At 62.5% G+C, this 16,648-nt stretch carries 16 protein-coding genes; 3 read left to right on the top strand and 13 right to left on the bottom strand.

The features are described from left to right. The 7 genes from VMR39_RS09500 to VMR39_RS09530 form a co-directional block, all read right to left on the bottom strand. On the bottom strand, positions 1–2,394 hold a 2,394-nt coding region (locus VMR39_RS09500), incomplete at its 3' end, for a TonB-dependent receptor plug domain-containing protein (protein ID WP_325415725.1). A gap of 128 nt (positions 2,395–2,522) precedes the next feature. Next, positions 2,523–3,482, bottom strand: a complete 960-nt coding sequence (locus VMR39_RS09505; protein ID WP_325415726.1) for an aliphatic sulfonate ABC transporter substrate-binding protein — start codon at positions 3,480–3,482, stop codon at positions 2,523–2,525. 3 nt (positions 3,483–3,485) lie between these two features. Next, positions 3,486–4,574 (bottom strand): LLM class flavin-dependent oxidoreductase, encoded by a 1,089-nt coding sequence (locus VMR39_RS09510; RefSeq protein WP_325415727.1) that lies wholly within the window; start codon positions 4,572–4,574, stop codon positions 3,486–3,488. A 15-nt stretch (positions 4,575–4,589) separates the two neighbouring features. Continuing rightward, a complete protein-coding gene (locus VMR39_RS09515; RefSeq protein ID WP_325415728.1) occupies positions 4,590–5,852 on the bottom strand; it encodes a rhodanese-like domain-containing protein in 1,263 nt (420 codons plus the stop codon). Further along, on the bottom strand, positions 5,849–6,463 hold the full coding sequence (locus VMR39_RS09520) for a cysteine dioxygenase (RefSeq protein WP_325415730.1): 615 nt from the start codon (positions 6,461–6,463) through the stop codon (positions 5,849–5,851). The genes VMR39_RS09515 and VMR39_RS09520 overlap by 4 nt, the downstream gene beginning before the upstream one ends. Further along, positions 6,460–7,248 carry an ABC transporter ATP-binding protein gene (locus tag VMR39_RS09525; protein ID WP_325415731.1) on the bottom strand — a complete coding sequence of 263 codons (789 nt, stop codon included), beginning with the start codon at positions 7,246–7,248 and terminating at the stop codon, positions 6,460–6,462. Before VMR39_RS09525 ends, VMR39_RS09520 begins: the two co-directional genes overlap by 4 nt. 2 nt (positions 7,249–7,250) lie before the next feature. After that, positions 7,251–8,084: an ABC transporter permease gene (locus tag VMR39_RS09530; RefSeq protein WP_325415732.1), complete on the bottom strand. Its 834-nt coding sequence runs from the start codon at positions 8,082–8,084 to the stop codon at positions 7,251–7,253. A 289-nt stretch (positions 8,085–8,373) separates the two neighbouring features. Here VMR39_RS09530 and VMR39_RS09535 point away from each other — a divergent pair, with 289 nt between their 5' ends. Then, positions 8,374–9,210, top strand: a complete 837-nt coding sequence (locus VMR39_RS09535; RefSeq protein WP_325415733.1) for a LysR substrate-binding domain-containing protein — start codon at positions 8,374–8,376, stop codon at positions 9,208–9,210. 15 nt (positions 9,211–9,225) lie between these two features. Here VMR39_RS09535 and VMR39_RS09540 read toward each other — a convergent pair whose 3' ends face one another. From VMR39_RS09540 to VMR39_RS09555, 4 genes are read right to left on the bottom strand one after another with little or no spacing between them, the layout of a single operon-like run. Further along, positions 9,226–10,173: an NAD(P)-dependent oxidoreductase gene (locus VMR39_RS09540; protein ID WP_325415734.1), complete on the bottom strand. Its 948-nt coding sequence runs from the start codon at positions 10,171–10,173 to the stop codon at positions 9,226–9,228. 1 nt (position 10,174) lies between these two features. Beyond that, complete coding sequence (locus tag VMR39_RS09545; protein WP_325415735.1) at positions 10,175–11,362, bottom strand: acyl-CoA dehydrogenase family protein; 1,188 nt, start codon at positions 11,360–11,362, stop codon at positions 10,175–10,177. 4 nt (positions 11,363–11,366) lie between these two features. After that, positions 11,367–12,356 (bottom strand): ABC transporter substrate-binding protein, encoded by a 990-nt coding sequence (locus VMR39_RS09550; RefSeq protein WP_422663728.1) that lies wholly within the window; start codon positions 12,354–12,356, stop codon positions 11,367–11,369. Then, positions 12,346–12,492 (bottom strand): hypothetical protein, encoded by a 147-nt coding sequence (locus VMR39_RS09555; RefSeq protein WP_325415736.1) that lies wholly within the window; start codon positions 12,490–12,492, stop codon positions 12,346–12,348. Before VMR39_RS09555 ends, VMR39_RS09550 begins: the two co-directional genes overlap by 11 nt. Before the next feature lie 96 nt (positions 12,493–12,588). Between VMR39_RS09555 and VMR39_RS09560 the strand changes: the two genes are divergently transcribed. Beyond that, positions 12,589–13,941, top strand: coding sequence for an FAD/NAD(P)-binding protein (locus tag VMR39_RS09560; RefSeq protein ID WP_325415738.1), 1,353 nt, complete (start codon positions 12,589–12,591; stop codon positions 13,939–13,941). A 22-nt stretch (positions 13,942–13,963) separates the two neighbouring features. Here VMR39_RS09560 and VMR39_RS09565 read toward each other — a convergent pair whose 3' ends face one another. Then, positions 13,964–15,373, bottom strand: a complete 1,410-nt coding sequence (locus tag VMR39_RS09565) for a globin-coupled sensor protein (protein ID WP_325415739.1) — start codon at positions 15,371–15,373, stop codon at positions 13,964–13,966. Positions 15,374–15,694: 321 nt separating this feature from the next. On the opposite strand from VMR39_RS09565, the gene VMR39_RS09570 reads away from it, so the two are divergent. Then, positions 15,695–15,961 carry a hypothetical protein gene (locus tag VMR39_RS09570; protein WP_325415740.1) on the top strand — a complete coding sequence of 89 codons (267 nt, stop codon included), beginning with the start codon at positions 15,695–15,697 and terminating at the stop codon, positions 15,959–15,961. A 35-nt stretch (positions 15,962–15,996) separates the two neighbouring features. On the opposite strand, the gene VMR39_RS09575 is transcribed toward VMR39_RS09570, so the two are convergent. After that, complete coding sequence (locus VMR39_RS09575) at positions 15,997–16,647, bottom strand: flagellar hook assembly protein FlgD (RefSeq protein ID WP_325415741.1); 651 nt, start codon at positions 16,645–16,647, stop codon at positions 15,997–15,999. Position 16,648 lies beyond the last annotated feature (1 nt).

The following is a 16,648-nucleotide window of genomic DNA, read 5'->3' on the forward strand; positions in this document are numbered from 1 at the left end:
GTGGCTGGCCTGCCAGCTGTTCGCGGGCCGTGCGGCGGTGCGCTGCGTATATTTGCCGTAGCGCGTGGCGGTGAGGCTGAGGCCGAAAATGCCCTTTGACCAGTTGAGCGTGCTGACCAGTTTGGTCCGCGGCTGAAGCACTTCGAGTTCGCCAATCTTGTCGCCACCGAAGAAGACAGAACCGGCGCCCAGCAAGGAATTGCCGTTGGCATCAAACAATTGCGACGGGGTGGCGACGACGTCGGTGACCTTCGTCTTGGAATAGTTGAAGGCGAAGGTCAGGCCCAGCTTGCCGAGATTGCCCAGGCTGCGACTATAGTCGGCAACCAGATCGACGCCCTTCGTCTCGGTATCGGCCGCATTGATGAAATATTCCGCCTGCTCGATGTCGGACAGGTCGTTGGCGGCCAGGATGGCGGAGATGCCGGTGCCGAACAGACGGCCGGTACGCTCGATACGGTCCCTGATGCGAATATAATAGCCGTCCAATGTGACCGACAGCGCCGGGACAGGCGTGAAGACAAATCCAAGACCGGCATTCCACGTCTTTTCCGCCTTGAGCGGCTTGGCGCCCAGCAACTGGCCCACCGTCGAGTCCGCCGTCACCAGCTTGGCGACCGTGGGCCGCAATTCGGTCTGGCCGGTCGCCGGATTGAAGAAGGACGATGTGCGGCCGTCCGTCTGGGCGTAGCCGACCTGGGTCAGCGATGGCGCGCGGAAGCCGGTGCCAACGGTGCCGCGAATAGCAAACGCCGGGCTGAATTCGTAGCGACTGTTGAGCTTCAGGCCGATCGGGCTGCCCGATCCGTCGCTATAATGTTCTGCACGCAACGCAGCGCCGATATACCATGCGTCGGTCGGATAGACACCGAGGTCGACATAGCCGGCATAGACTTTCCGGCTGATGTCCGCGGCATCGGCGGGCGACAGGACGATCGCGCCCTGCACCACCGGCGACGCAACGCGGCCGACATTCCAGTCATATTGCTGATCGCCCGGCTGGAATATGTAGGTTGCCGGCTCGTAGGCGAGCGGGTCACCCGCAAAGGTCCGGAAGCGGTCGAGCCGATATTCAGCGCCGATCGATATCTGCAAGGGTCTGGCCAGTCCGATCTCGAACTCACGGGTCAGGTCGACATTATGCGTCCATTGCCTGAATTCGAAATTCGCAAGGTTCGGCCAGTAGGTCGGACTGTCCGGACCGAGCGAGGGGCGGATCGACAATTTGGAATATTGGCGGCTGGCATTGCGGCCGAAGGAGGATGAGATGTCGTAATCCCAACCTGCCAGGGCACCGCGCAGGCCACCGACGAACTGGAAGTCCGTCTCGTCGATATTGTTGAGTGGATAATAGCCGTCCGGAAAGAGGGCCGTGAAATTGGCGGTGCTGTTGGGGCGACGGAAATTATTGCCGATCTGCGCGTCGCGCTCGCCATAGGTGCCGAAGCTGTAGAGCGTCGCATCGTCCGTCACCGGCAGTTGCGCATTATAGCCGAGGTTGAATGCCTTGATCTGCGGATCGCCATTATGCGCGCCGTCGCGGCGCCATTGCGCGTTCCGAGCGTTGGCTTCAGCGACGTTCGCTTCCACCTGGGCGCGGGTCAGGCCGCTTGACGCCACCACCTGATCGATGGTGCGCCCCGCAGGCAGGCCATAGAGGTTCGTGTCGGTCGCCAACAGATTCCACCAGGCGCCGCCACGCTTGCGGATGTCACCGCTGATCGTCAGGAAACCGCCATCGTCGCCGATTTTCGTCCCGTAGCGGAGCGTACCCTTCCAACTGTCGGGCTTGCCATTGGCATCGTAAAGCGTCCCATAGGTGAAGTCGCCGGTGAGTCCTTCCTTTTCAGCCAGTTGGATATTGATGACCCCGGCAATCGCGTCGGTGCCATATTGGGCGGCAGCGCTATCCTTGAGTACCTCGATCCGGTCGATCCCGCTGGTCGGGATCAGGTCGATGTCGACGGGGTTGGCGCCGGACGTGTCGGTGGTCGAATTATTGAGAAAAGCGCCATTATGCCGCCGCTTGCCGTTGACGAGCACCAGCGTATAGGCCGGCGCCAGTCCGCGATTGGTAACCGGACGGCCGATCGAGAAGACGCCGGCATGGGTCGATCCGAAATTGAGCGAGGGCAGCAGTTTCGACAATGCCTCGCCAAATTCGGCCGCACCGGTCGCTTGCAACTTCTCTGCACCGACCACGTCGATCGGCGCAGGGCTTTCGGCGATGGTGCGCGGGGCGCCACGGACACCGGTGACGATGATCGTGCCGGCATCCGCAGCGGCAGCGGCAGCGTCTTCCGGCAAGCTAACAAGCTGTGCCGATGTCGGCGCGGCAGCGATTGCAACAACTGCAAGCGCCGATGAGGCAAAATAATGGGCAATATTTTTCATGGATCATTCCCCCAACAAGCTTGGGGCTTCATCTATTTTCTACTAATTTAATTGAGAAATGATTTTCAAGATAGATATATGATTATATCTAAACTTTAGTACATCTTTACGAACTCAAACTTATTGTTTCAGCGACTTGCCCTGAAACTGGAATCGAAGGCTTGCGCGACATCACGCTTGCCGTCCGTCAGGCCAGCAGTTCGGAAACGCGCCGTGATTGCATGTTCATGCGCCATGACCTCCGCATCGATCGGCTGCGACACGCGATTGTTGCGGTCGAAGCTGGCGCGGGCAATATCGAGCGGCAGACCGGTTTCCTTCGCCAGCACCTGAGCAAACTGATCGGGATGCGCCCGCGCCCATGCGACCGCTCTGGCTTCTCGCTGGAGAAAATCTACGGGCAGCGCGCGTTTCGGCCCGATGGAATCGGCATGGGCGATATCGATGTAGAGCGGCAACCCATAATTCTTCGCGTCGACGACAGCGCGCGCCCCCTCCTTGACAGCGACATTGGTATAGGGTGTCCATGTCGCCCAGGCGTCAATCGATCCGCTGTCGAATGCGGCCTTCGCATCGCCCGGCGGCAGGAAGGTGACGCGCACCTTGTCGGCCGGAATATGCGCGCGCTCCAGCGCCTGAAGCAGTAGATGATGGCCGATCGAACCGCGCGTGGTAGCGACGGACTTGCCGACCAGATCCTGCGCGATCTTCACCGGCGAACCATTCTTGACAAGGATCGCCAGCGCTTCGTCGGCTTGCTGCGCCGGCGCCTGCACGGCGATCGCCTTGACCGGGCTGCCGCTCTGATAGGCGAAAATAAATGGCGCATCAGCGGCAAGGCCGAGGTCCGCCGCGCCACTGCCAACGGCCTCCAGCAGCGGTTGCGCCGCAGGGAACTCCGACCATTCGACGGTGTAGGGCGCGCCCTTGAGCACACCCGACGCGAGCATCATGGCACGAACTTGCCCCTTCTGGTTGGCGACACGCAGGACATGTTCGTCGCTACGCTTAAAAGTCGCGGCGGCGAGCCCGAGGCCCGCCACCGCAACAAGGGTCGCCGACAGGATGGCGACTTTCTTCTTCGACATGGATCAGCCCGCCAGTGCGAGGCCAGATGCCTCGCGCTCGGCCACCTTGCGGCGTACCACCGGCAGCAGTTCGCGGCCGTAAAGGATTGAATCGCCCAGCGGGTCGAAGCCGCGGATCAGGAAATGGTCGATGCCGATGTCATAATAGTCGAGCATGGCGTCGGCGACCTGTTCGGGCGTGCCGACCAGCCCCGTGCTGTTGCCCGCCGCGCCCGTGAGCGCAGCGACGCCGGTCCATAGGCGCGTGTCGCGCCGGTTGCTGCTGGCGGTGTCGAGCAGGCGCAGCGACCCGGCATTGGGCGGACGATGGCCAGTGAGCGGCAGGCCGGCAGCGGTCCGGTTCTCGCGCACCTGTTCCTCGATCTCGGCTGCGCGTTTCCAGGCGGTCTCTTCCGTATCCGCGATCACCGGGCGCAGCGAGAGGGAGAAGCCGGGGTTGCGGCCATGGCGCGCCGCCGACTTGCGGACCGCACGCACCGTGTCCTGCACCGCTTCGAGCGTTTCGCCCCAGAGCGCATAGACATCGGCATGGCGGCCGGCCACCTCGATCGCCTCTTCGGACGATCCGCCGAAAAAGACCGGCAGATTGTCGGGTTTGATCGCACTGAACGCCTGGCGGATGTCGTAATATTTGCCTTGGTGATCGAAGGGCGTCGCTGCCGTCCACTCCTGCCGCAGGATCGTAAGATATTCGTCGGTGCGGCTGTAGCGTTCGGCCTTGACGGTCTGCGTATCGCCGTCGCGCGCCATTTCCTCATCCGCGCCGCCGGTGATGATGTGTACCGCCACTCGGCCGTTCGACAACTGATCAAGCGTTGCAAGCTGGCGCGCGGCCACGGTCGGCTGGGTAAAGCCTGGTCGATGCGCGACGAGGAAGCCCAATTTTGTGGTAATGGCGGCGGCATGCGCCGCCACGATCTGGCTTTCCGGGCTGTTGGAGCCGAAGGGAATGAGGACGCGGTCGAAGCCGCCCTCTTCCTGCGCCTTGGCTGCCGCGTTGACATAGTCGGTGTCGAGCGCACGGCTCCGTACCGCCGACTGGGTTTCCGATCCATTGTTGAAGCCGATATAGCCGATGAACTTGACGCTCATATGCCCTCCTGTTTGTTAGATGACGTAGAAACCGTGGGTGCCGTCGCGCTCCAGCTGGGCGACGAGGCCATATTCCCAGTCCAGATAGGCCTGCATGGCGGCCGCCTTGTTGTCAGTGCCCTCATAGGGGCGCTTGTACCGGCCCTCCGGCCCGCGCGGCGACGGCGCGCCGTCCGATCCCTTTTCCAGCGTGACCGCAGACCAGTCGACGTCCAGCACCGAAACATCCCATCCGAGTTGCGCCAGCCAGGAAGCTGTCATGTCGGCCCGAACGCCGGTGGGGTCGGTCACGACGATCCGCGCGCCGCGCACCGGGGCGTTATGATCGGTTTCCTGCACCAGCTGGCCGCCCTGCGCGCTGCGGAAGCCGGGCAGATGGCCGCCTTCATATTCACGCGGCTGGCGAACGTCATAGAGGTAAAGGGTGCGGCCGCTGTCTGCCCTGAACGTGTCCAGTTCATCCCAGCCGATCCGCTTCACGCCTGCGCGATAGGCCACGTCGCGGGCATGGGCACGCGCGTCCTGCGTCGACACGTCGTCGATTTCAGGCGCGATGCGGGTCTGGCCGGTTTCCAGCTGCTGCCCGGCCAGCGTCCAGCCGATCGTGCCGTTGCGTAGCGCGAATATTCTGTTCGGCAGGCCCGCATTGACCAGCGACTGGGCGCCGATGATCGACCGGGTGCGGCCGGCGCAATTGACGATGATCGTGGTGTCGGGATCGGGCGCGATGGTCCGCGCGCGCAATACCAGTTCGGCGCCCGGCACGCTCGTCCCGGTCGGGATGCTCATTATGTTATATTCGTCGTATCGACGGGCATCGAGGATCTTGATGTCCGCCCTTTCGTCGATCAGCGCCTGCACATCCTCCGCCGCCAGGCTGGGGGTATGGCGGCGATGCTCGACCAGTTCGCCGAACGCCTTGCTGTAGCTGTTGACGTCCTCGAACAGTTCATAACCGGCCGCTGTCCAGGCGGAGAGACCGCCGTCCAGTTCACGGACATTGGTATAGCCCAGCCCTTCGAACCGGACCGCCGCCTTGCGCGCCAGCCCTTCGCCATTGTCATAGACGATGATCGGCGTGTCGAGGCGCGGGATGCGCCAGCGCGCCTCCTCGTCGATGCGGCGCAGCGGGATCTGCGCGGCGAAGAGCGGATGACCCTGCGCGAATTCATGTTCCTCCCGCACGTCGATAATGGCGATCTCGCTGCCTACCAGCAGGGCGTGGCGAATGTCCTGCGGCGTCGCAGTCTGGATGCGGTCCAGTGTGTCGGTGCTCATATGCTTTTCGATCTGTCCCAGAGGTTAGGGATCACGCCGTTCGCGTAACCCGAAATGAAGGTCTTGGGCGTGCCGTCGGTGGCATAGGTCGCCCGCTCCACGGCGCCGATATTGGCCCCATAGACATGGATGCTGATGGAAGGCCGGTCGGTGAGGCCATTGGTCACGCGATGAATGTCGCCGACGCGGGGCGATACGGCGTCTACCTCCCCTTCGCGCAGAAGGTCTTCGGCCTCCGCGATCAAGCCGCCGGTCGGCAGGCGGCGGAACCGCTCGACTTTCTCCGCACCGCGCAGCACGCCGATCAGACCCCAGACTGTGTGGTCATGGATCGGAGTCGACTGACCCGCGCCCCAGACGAAGCTGACGATACTGAAACGCTCGCGACTGTCGCAGTGAAGCAGATATTGCTGATAGCGATCCGGGTGCGGCCGGGTAAATTCCTCCGGCAGCCAGTCATCGGTGGCGATGAGGCGCGCCATTAGCGATCGGCCGCTTTCCAGTATCGCCTGCTCGTCCCGCGTCGCCGCGAGCAGATCGGCGAAGGCGGTTACGAACCCGCGCAGCCGTGTCGTGTCGACCGGCCGCTCCAGGGTGGCGACTGCGTTCATTCGGCGGCTTCCGCGATCGACGCAAAGGGAATGACGCCATCGCCATGATCGTCGCCACCCAGATGCGACAGCAGTTTTTCGCGTAAACGCCCGGCAAAGCTGGCCCGCTCGCCTCTGGGAGCCGTGATGCGCTCTTCCGCGACGATACGCCCCTTGTCCAGCACCAGCACGCGGTCCGCCAGCGCGATCGCCTCCTCGACATCATGAGTCACGATCAGTACGGCAGGCCTGTGTCGGCGCCAGAGCGAGAGGACCAGATCGTGCATCCGGTATCGCGTCAGCGCGTCGAGCGCAGCGAACGGCTCGTCCAGCAGCAGCAATTTCGGCTCTCGCACCAGAGCGCGGGCCAGCGCCACACGCTGCGCCTCGCCGCCCGACAGGGTCAGCGGCCAGGCGTCGATACGATGACCCAAGCCCACTTCCCTGAGCGCCACTTCGGCACGGTCGCGGACATTGCCCTTCAGGCCGAGCGACACATTCTTCCAGACCGGCTTCCAGGGCAGCAGGCGCGCATCCTGAAAGACTACGGCGCGGGAGTCGGGGACGTCGACATCCTGCCCGCGCACCTCGTCCAGGCCGGCGAGCGTCCGCAGCAAGGTGGTCTTGCCCGATCCCGACCGGCCCAGCAGGGCGATGAACTCGCCCGGCGCGATGTCGAGATCAAGGCCATCGATGATGGTGTTGGCGCCGAAGCGGCGGGTAAAGCCACGCAGGCGAACGACGGGGTCGGGCTGAGACTGGTGAACGGCGCTGTTCACCGTGGAAAAACCGAGGCGAGCGTCCATGCTTATTGCTCCACTATGCTGGGGCGCCAGATCAGGGCGCGGGCTTCGATGGTGCGGACCAGCCAGTCGGCGCCAAGTCCGAGAATGGCGTAGACCATGAGGCAGACGACGATGATGTCGGTCCGCATGAAATCACGGGCATTGTTGATGAGGTAGCCGAGGCCGGCAGATGCGTTGATCTGTTCCGCTACGACCAGCACCAGGATCGATACCGACAGCGCATAACGCAGACCGACCAGCAGCGACGGCAGGGCCGATGGCAGCACGACATGCCAGATCTGTTCCCAGCGGCTGAGACCGAAGCTCCTGGCCGCATCCAGCAGGCGCAGGTCCACGCCGCGGATGCCGCTGTAGAGGTTCAGATAGACCGGAAAGATCGTGCCGAAAGCGATCAGCGCCACTTTCGGCGTTTCCCCGATACCGAACCAGACGATGAAGAGCGGCGTCAGCGCCAGCGCAGGAATGGTGCGCTTGATTTGCATCAGCGGATCGACCGCCAGTTCGCCGGCGCGGGAGAGGCCTGCCACCAGACCAAGCCCCAACCCAAGGCCCACGCCAATTAGCAGTCCGGCGGCGACCCGCGCGAAGGACACCAGCAGATTGGAAGGCAACTCGCCAGAGATTACCATCTCGATCAATGTGCCGAACACAGCAGACGGCGCCGCCAAGGTGCGTTCCGGGATCAAGCCCAGACGCGAACCCGCCTCCCAGAGCAACAGCAGCGCGACTGGAGACAGCCAGCGTCCGCCGAAACGGGAAAGCGAGAAACGGCGAGGCGTCGCAACCTGTCGGTCGCGCCCTGCGCTGGAAATGCCATTATATGTCAGAACCGCCATGTCCGGGCCTTTTTTGAAGTCGCGGCAAGCCCAACATGTATTGTCTACCAATTCAATTAAGTTTTTCTCCGCCCATCTATCATCATTGCTAATAGGTCGCCATTTATCGTGTCGGAGGGGCGGATTAGCGTCGCAAATGGCGGTTTTTCCGGCATCGCTCGTTCAGGCGAAGATTTTTCTTCGGCTTATAAATCTCTACTATTTTGATTGATATATAAGCATCAGCCATAGATGCTTTCCGTTCCCGACACCGGATCGGCCATTGCCCAGATCATGAAAGGGGGCCACCGTGCCGGTCAATCTACCGACTAACCTGCTGCGCAGCTTCGTCGCCATTGTGGATACAGGGTCGATGCTGAACGCGTCGGAGCAGGTCTTCGTCACCCAATCCGCCCTCAGCCTGCAGATCAAGCGGTTGGAGGAATTGGTACAACAGACATTGTTCCTGCGCGAAGGCCGGCGGCTTAACCTGACGGCGGCGGGAGAGGTGTTGCTCGATTACGCGCGACGCGTCCTGCTTCTGCATGACGAGGCCGTCGCCGCAGTCAGTGCCGGACGTTTCGCCGGCCCGGCCCGAATCGGCATGGTTCAGGATTTCGCCGATACGTTGCTCAGCGGCCTGCTGTCGCGCTTCGCCGAATTGCATCCCGATGCGCAGATCTACGCGCGGGTCGCCGGGACGGCCGAATTGCAGAGCCTGCTGGAGCGGCGCGAACTGGACATATTGCTGGGCTTTGCCGCGCCGAACGACAGTCATGCCGTGACCGTCGCGCCGATGAGCTGGTATGGCGACAGCGCGCTGGCCGACCGGGACGTCATTCCGCTGGCGGTGCTGGAGGAGCCTTGCCGCTTTCGGGAAGCCGCCATCAGGGGGCTGGAGGATGCCGGGCTGCAATGGCGAATTGCGGTCGAAACGCCAAATCTGGCAACGCTGAAGGCCGCCGTGGGGGCGGGCCTGGGCATCACCTGCCGCACGCATCTTTTCCTGGGCGATGGTCAGGCGCTGGAGCATGAGCGGTTGCCGCAACTGCCGCGCGTGGCGGCCATCCTTCGGTCGGGCGACAAGCTGGACAAGGCTGCCAACCGGCTCGCCGAACTGGCGCGAGAAACGGTTCAGGCGCTTTGAACCAACGGTCAGTGGTCAATAGCCCCGCGCCGGGTCGACGATGTCGCTCGGCGCCTCACCGCGCACGAAACGGGAAATATCGTCCCGCACTTTCTCCAGCAGGCGATGGCGCACCAATGTATGATTGCTGGAGATATGGGGCGTGAGACGAACATGCGGGTGGGTGTAGAGCATATGCCCGTCCGGCAAAGGCTCCGGGTCGGTCACATCCAGCGTCGCGAAGCCCGGCCCGTCATCGCGTTCCAGCGCGCGCATCAGCGCGTCCTGGTCGATCACCGATCCGCGCGCGACATTGATGATATGCGCACCGGGCTTCACCTTCGACAGAAGTGCATCATCGAACAGATGATAGGTTTCAGCGGTCGCCGGCACGGCAATGACGATATGGTCCGATCGAGCCACCAGCGTCTCGATATCGCGGACATGTTCGACACCGCTGATGCTGGATTGCGCGCCGGAACGGCGCAGCCCAACGACCTGCGCACCAAGCGCCAGGCCGCGCCGCGCGACCGCCTGCCCGATCGCCCCCAGGCCTGCGATGCCGATCGTCGTGCCCGACACGCGACCCAGCGGCACATTGACCCATTCGGCCCGCGACCGGGCGGTCACGGATTCCAGATTCTTGGCATAGGCATAGATGGCGGCGATCACATAATCGGCGATCTCGTCGGATGCGACGCCGCGTCCGCAAGTGACCAGCGGCGCATCGAGCAGCCATTCGGGATAAAAATCTATGCCCGCCGACGCGCTGTAGATCCATTTCAGCCGGCCCGGCCAAACCGGCGGACGCACAATCGAGGGTTGCCGCCAGGCAGGCGAGGGACGGACCAGCAGAACATCCGCTTCGCTCGCCGCCGTCCATGGCTCGTCATCGGCGACATCGATCAGGACCGGGGCGATCGGATGCTGGCACAACCCTCGGTTGAAATCGGCGTCCAGCTGGCTGGCGATGATCAACGACATATCAGTTCCCCAGCGCTGCGCGACCAGCCGCGATCAGGATGGTGTCGGTCTGGGGCGAGTGGATGCGGCTGCACAGCACATCGCGATAATGACGCTCCAGCGGATTCCTGCGGCTGATCCCCGGATTGCCGGTCAGCTCCAGTCCGATCTCCACCGCCCGGATGGCGTTGGCGGTCGCCAGATATTTGATATTGTTGACCTCCACCGCGCTCGATGGATCGCCTGCATCATGACGCGCGGCGGCGTCGCGGATCATGGTGCGGTTGACCTGCAACAGCGCCTCTATCTCGCCGAACCGTTCCTGCACGCGCGGCAGGGTGGCAAGCGATGCACCCAGATTGGTCGGCACCCGGTCGTTGAGATAGGCGCGCAGCCAGTCGCGTGCCGCGCGGGCCACGCCGTCATAGATGGTCGAGATGGACAGGGCGTTCCAGATGGCAAGGTTGGGGTCGCCCGCTCCTGTCGCCCATTGTTCGGGCCGGCGGATGTCGACTGCATGGTCGAACGGAGTCGGCGTATCCGTGAAATGCACGGCATGGCTGACCGTCGCGCGCATCCCCAGATGATCCCAGGCCGGTTCGATATCGGTCCCCGGACTGTTGGCGCGGACCAGGAAATTGCCGACACGCGGACTGTCCTCGTCGGTCCTCGCCCAGACCGAAAACCAGTCGAGGCCGGTCGAGCCGGTCGAGTAGATTTTCGTACCGCTGATTGCCCAGCCGTCTGTGGTCCGCCGCGCGACCGTCGCCGGCAGGCCGCCGCGCACCGGCGTTCCCAGTTCCGGTTCGACCCGCAGTCCGCCGATCAGGCCGCAACCGGCCACGGCCTCGCGCGCCAGTTCTTCATAGATATGCTGCGGCCAGTTTCGCGCCCGCGCGGGCGTGGCATGATAGTGGAAAGTCATGAAGAGGATGAGCGCCGTCGACGGCTCCCCCTTCGCCACAGCGCCAAGCACGCGGATCGCCTCGGACAGCGAAGCACCATGTCCCCCCAACTCGCGCGGGACAGTAAGGCCGATCAACCCCTCCCGTGCCAGCAGGTCGAAATTGGCGCGAGGAAATTCAGCGCTGCGGTCATAATCCTCAGCCGTTTCGGCCAACCGCTTCGTCAGTCGATCAAGCTGCTCTGCACTGATCGGCGGGAGGGAGCGATCGCGTTCATTTTCGGGGACTAGTGCCTGACTGGCCATGATGTCACACTCGCTTGGGAATGGCGTCGTTGAACTGGGCATCCCAAAGCGGCCGAACATCGACCGCCTTGGGAAGAAGCTTTTGCCGGAAAAAGAGGTCTGCGACCTGCTGCTGCGATGCGATCGCCTGATCAGTCACCGGCCGCAATTCGTAGGTCGCGCTCTTTCGCTTGAACTGATCCAGCACATAGTCGCGCGGCACGCCGATATCCTGGGCGATGATCCCCGCCCACTGCTCCTGATGGGCAGCCGCCCAGCCATAGGCTTTCTGGACAAGCCCCAGATAGTCGCGGATCAGTTGTGTCCTGTCCGGATCCGACAGTGAATCGACATGCGCCGACACCAGATAGTTACCCGACAATATGCCATAGGCGGTCTTCAGGATGCGGGCACCTTCGGTCGCGATGGCACGTTGAATCGGGAAGCCATAAATGGCCCAGGCATCAAGCGCCCCTTGCGAAAAGGCTGCCGCGCCATCCGAAACGCCCATGGCAACCGGCTTGATGTCGTCCCAGCCAAGGCCGACTTCCTCCAGCATCCGAATCAGGAAATATTGCGATGTCGTGGCGCGGACATAGCCGACGCGCTTACCCTTGAGATCGGCGATCGATTTCGCTTTGGACCCCTTGGGCACCAGCACGACCTGGTTGTTGACGTCGCCATGCGCCACGGCGATCTGGCGGAAGCTCTGGATCGTGGACGCCGCCGCGAAGATTGGCGGGATTTCACTCATCCCGCCATAGTCGAGCGATCCGCCGTTCAGTGCCTCCACCACCAGATGGCCGGACTGGAACTCGCTGTAGACGAGATCGAAGCCCTTCGGCGTGATCCCGGCTGCCTTGAACAACAGCCGCGTGTCGCCTTCGCCCTTGCCGGTGATCGACACGCGCAGGGTCGGTCGCTCAACCTTGGCTCCGCCGCATCCGCCAAGGACGAGACAGGACGCACCTGCCGTGGCCAGCAACGCCCGCCGCGACAGCATATCAGCGACCACGCATACCTTCGCCGATCAGGGACGCCTTTTCCGGGCCGCGCTCAAACAGCACGACATCCGGATTGCGCAGAAATTCCTTCCGCGCCGCTTCACGCCAGCGATTCAACCTCTGGCCCCAGAACCGAAACAGGGTCATGATCATCCTTCCTATGTAGATAGGTCTTTATCTATCCATGCAGTAGAGATATGTCCCACAAGCAATGCTGACAGAACCATCAGAAATTCTTGATCGATGCTGAAAGTCGATCATGTCGCCATCGTCGGCGGAGGCTTTAGCGGTGTGCTGCTGGCCATCAATCTGCTGCGCCATGGCTCTGTCCGGGTGACGCTGATCGAGCGCAAGCCTGATCGGCTGGGTCGCGGCCTTGCCTATGGCGCGGCGCAAGCAGACCATGTCCTCAACGTTCGCGCCGCCAATATGAGCGCGCTGCCGGATCAGCCACGCCATTTCGCGAACTGGCTACAGGCACGGGGGCTGGGACAGGAAGGCAGTTTCGCGCGTCGCCGTGACTATGGCGCCTATCTCTGCGCAATGCTTGACGACATGCGCGCGTTCGTCGGCGGTCGACTATCGGTCCTGACCGACGAAGCCGTCGACCTGACCATCGCCGACGATGGCGCATTTCTGGCGCTCAAGTCCGGCGGCACAGTGGCTGCCGACATCGCGGTGGTCGCGGCGGGTAACTTGCCGCCACATGATTTGCCGGCCTTCGCCGACAAAGAGCGCCCCGCCTATGTGAATGATCCGTGGGCGACGAATATCGCGCAGGGACTTGACCGGGATCACACCGTCCTGCTGCTGGGCAGCGGCCTGACAGCCGTGGACTGTACCTTGAGCCTGGAAAGCAGCGGCTTTGAAGGCAGGATCATAGCCCTGTCGCGACGCGGGCTGGTGCCCCATGCTCATGCGCCGGCTCAACCCTATGCTGTGCGGAGCGAAAGACTGAGCGGCCCCGCCTCGGCGTTGGTCCATATGGTACGCGCGCGCGCGGCCGAGATTGGCTGGCGCAACGCAGTGGATGAACTGCGTCCCTTCACCCAGGATATGTGGTGCGCCGCCAGTCCGGCCGACCGGAGCCGGTTCCTGCGCCACCTGCGTCCTTATTGGGACGTGCATCGCCACCGCATTGCGCCGGAGGTCGCCGCTCGTCTGGACACCCTGTGCGGCCAGGGTCGACTGGAAGTGCGCGCCGCGAAGGTCATTGCCTCTCAGGCAGATGGCGATGGGCTGGCGGTCGATCTGCGCCCGCGCGGAAGGGCGGCGGCGGAAAGCCTGCGCGTGGCGCGCGTAGTAAATTGCACCGGGCCGCTGGGCGACCTACGCCGGGTAAAGGATCCGCTGCTACGCAACCTGTTCGACCGCGGCGACATTCGCCCCGATCCGCTGGCGATCGGCATCGATGTGGATCGCCAGTGCCGGGCCATCGACGTGCATGGCGATGCACAGGAACGGTTGATGGTCGTTGGCCCGATGACGCGCGGCGCCCATTGGGAAATCGTCGCCGTTCCCGATATCAGGCGGCAGGTCTGGGCGCTCGCCCGCCAGATTACGAGCGCCCACTGGGTCGAGGCGGAGGGGCTGTAGACCTTCGGGCTATCACCGCGGCCTATCGCCCTGTGCCGACGCGGAACCGTTCAGCCTGAGCGGCGAGTTGCGCGGCGTCGTCGTGAAGCGACTGCGCCCCGACCGCAGCCTTTTCGATCATCGATGCATTTTGCTGGGTCGCACGATCCATAACACCGACCGCGCTGTTGACCTCGATTATCGCGTTCGACTGGGCCGCGTTGTCGTTCGACATCTGCGCAATCAGGGCATGGACCCGCTCGAACTTGGCGGAAACGCCGTTGAGCGCGCCGTCGACCCTGGTCACAGCTCCCACCGCTGCTGCAATTTCGGACTGGGTCGTCAACAACCCTTCTCGCGCCTTTCTGGCCTCCTCCTCAGCCCGCATTGCCAGCGCCCGGACCAGATCGGCAACCACTGCGAAACCTCGCCCTGCATCGCCGGCCCGGCCCGCCTCGACAGCTGCATTCATGGCCAGCACGCGCGTCTGGAAAGCGATCTTGTCGACGCCTTCGATCACGGCGTCGATACCGCGAGCGCTGTCATGGACCAGGTGCATGGTCCGCACGGCATCGCCAGCCCCCTGCTTTCCCTGACCCATCGCCACAAGCGCTTCGTCGGCGATGGAAAGCGTCTCTCGTGCGCCCGAAGCAGTCGCCTTCACCCGGTCTTCAACCTGTCCCAGCGTTACTGCGGCTTGCTCAAGCGCGGCGGCATTGCTCTCCATCCGGCGCGCCAGATCCTCCGATGTGTCGGCGATATCCCGCGATCCGCCCTTGATCGTGGCCGAAGCGCTAATGACCGACCCGATGGTTTCGCGTAGATTGTCCAAAGTCTGGTTGTAGGATTTTTCCAGCGAGGAGAATGCCGGGGGCAATCCACTCACATCCTCTGCGAGATCACCGACAGCCAGCCGTGCCAAGGCCCGGTCCAGTTTTGCGATTGCCTCGTTTCGTTCGATTTCCGCTTCCTCGAAATAGATGGATATCGACAATTCCATATCCAGCAGGCCAGCTTTCACCAGGGCGGCCGCCATATCGCTGCCTCCACGCGCGCGTGCAAATAACCGCCGCCACGGCGACGCCGCACGGTCGACCGCTCGGATGATTTCTTCGAGGATCAGGGAGTAGGCACCAATATACCAGCGGGGCTCCAGACCAATGCGCGCATGCACGGATCCGATCCGCCGAACACTTTGATGGTAGGCGGCATCGAACCGCGCATCGACAATGTGCATCCAATGTCGGATCTGCGCCGACCGCGCCGTTGCCATATGTGCGTTGTCGCGAAAGAAGCGAGCCGTATCTGGCGTAGCCCTTGCGCGTTCATAAAAGCGATCGAGCGCGGGTCCGATACAGCGTTCGAGGATGGGCCGCGAGTCGCGAAGCAGGCGGCGCTGCCTTTCGTCCAGTTCGAAAAATCTTAGTCGTGCCTCGATATCCGTATCGCTCATCTTTCGTCCCCCTCTGCGGCCAAGACGACGGCTTCTATCGAAGCGTCACCTGACTTCATGATAGAATGGGGAAATCCGATCCCGTCATAGACTCCGACGAATCTTATCGTCCAATTCCGATCATATCCGCAGGCCAGCATGACCTTGCCGATCGGTATAAGGGAAAACCCTTAGTTGGAAGGACATCCCACATATAGCAGGAGACCATCGGGGTTCGGGGGGCGGTTTCTTATATCGAAAATTCCAAGGCCTTATCGGCCATGACATCATGATCGAGAGCGTATGTGAAAAATGTTCACTGACACAGAGGGCGCTGTCAATATGATCGACATATCTGACAGGGAATTTGAGTTTTCGCTGAAATTGCGAGTGGAATGCCCCAACGCTCTATGGAAAGCCGCCGCCCATCATTGTTTGCATATCTTCGATTATTCAAATGACGATATGATCGACCTGATCGGCCCTGCCGAAGATCCTTCGATCGAAGATTGTCTGATGCTTCTCGCCCTGCCGGCCAGGATGGCGGGGTGCGCGATGCTGAGTACAACGATGGATATTGCGGAACCAGCGAAACACGTCGACGGCTGATCCGACAAGCCGGATCAGCCCTTCTCAACATTCTGTCAGTCGATGGCGGATACGCCGACCAGCCCGTAAAGCGGCATGCGAATGCCGTTTACGCCCAGCATGATGTCGGCACCGCTGCTCACCACGTCGGTGACCTTGGCCACCGAATTGATCGTCGCATCCAGCTTGTCGCCACCGGCGGTCGCCGCTGTCAGCGACAAGGTGTAGGCGCCGTCCGCGGCTTTACTACCGTCGCTCTTCATCCCATCCCATTCGAACCGGCCCTGCACGTCAGGATCGAGCGTGACCGTGTTCACGACCTTGCCCGATGAATCTGCGATGGTAGCCGTGATGGAACCGGGAGTACCATCGACATAATAAGTCCAGGTGGCCGGATCGGCACCAAGCCCCGCGACAGCGGAATCGAACCGCGCTTCCTTGCCGATGAAGCTCGATGCTTGCGACATTTGTTGCGCATTGAGCTGGGACACGATGTCCTGCAAGGAGGCGCTCTGCTGAATCGCCTGCTCAACCTGCGAATATTGCACCAGCTGCTGGGTATATTCCGATGTATCCAGGGGATCGAGCGGATCCTGGTTCTGCATCTGCGTGGTCAGTAGCTTCAGGAACATCGTATAGTCAGTAGTCAGCCCGGCAAGCTGCGAGGTGGCCGTGCTGGAAGTCGTCGTCGTGTTGACCGTCGTCATG

Source organism: Sphingobium sp., assembly GCF_035511395.1.
GTDB lineage: Bacteria > Pseudomonadota > Alphaproteobacteria > Sphingomonadales > Sphingomonadaceae > Sphingobium.

Coding starts and splice junctions, on each gene's coding strand:
- VMR39_RS09505 (WP_325415726.1), bottom strand. CDS start 3,482: ATGTCGAAGAAGAAAGTCGCCATCCTGTCGGCGACCCTTGTTGCGGTG.
- VMR39_RS09510 (WP_325415727.1), bottom strand. CDS start 4,574: ATGAGCGTCAAGTTCATCGGCTATATCGGCTTCAACAATGGATCGGAA.
- VMR39_RS09515 (WP_325415728.1), bottom strand. CDS start 5,852: ATGAGCACCGACACACTGGACCGCATCCAGACTGCGACGCCGCAGGAC.
- VMR39_RS09520 (WP_325415730.1), bottom strand. CDS start 6,463: ATGAACGCAGTCGCCACCCTGGAGCGGCCGGTCGACACGACACGGCTG.
- VMR39_RS09525 (WP_325415731.1), bottom strand. CDS start 7,248: ATGGACGCTCGCCTCGGTTTTTCCACGGTGAACAGCGCCGTTCACCAG.
- VMR39_RS09530 (WP_325415732.1), bottom strand. CDS start 8,084: ATGGCGGTTCTGACATATAATGGCATTTCCAGCGCAGGGCGCGACCGA.
- VMR39_RS09540 (WP_325415734.1), bottom strand. CDS start 10,173: ATGTCGTTGATCATCGCCAGCCAGCTGGACGCCGATTTCAACCGAGGG.
- VMR39_RS09545 (WP_325415735.1), bottom strand. CDS start 11,362: ATGGCCAGTCAGGCACTAGTCCCCGAAAATGAACGCGATCGCTCCCTC.
- VMR39_RS09555 (WP_325415736.1), bottom strand. CDS start 12,492: ATGACCCTGTTTCGGTTCTGGGGCCAGAGGTTGAATCGCTGGCGTGAA.
- VMR39_RS09560 (WP_325415738.1), top strand. CDS start 12,589: ATGCTGAAAGTCGATCATGTCGCCATCGTCGGCGGAGGCTTTAGCGGT.
- VMR39_RS09565 (WP_325415739.1), bottom strand. CDS start 15,373: ATGAGCGATACGGATATCGAGGCACGACTAAGATTTTTCGAACTGGAC.
- VMR39_RS09570 (WP_325415740.1), top strand. CDS start 15,695: ATGATCGACATATCTGACAGGGAATTTGAGTTTTCGCTGAAATTGCGA.
- VMR39_RS09575 (WP_325415741.1), bottom strand. CDS start 16,647: ATGACGACGGTCAACACGACGACGACTTCCAGCACGGCCACCTCGCAG.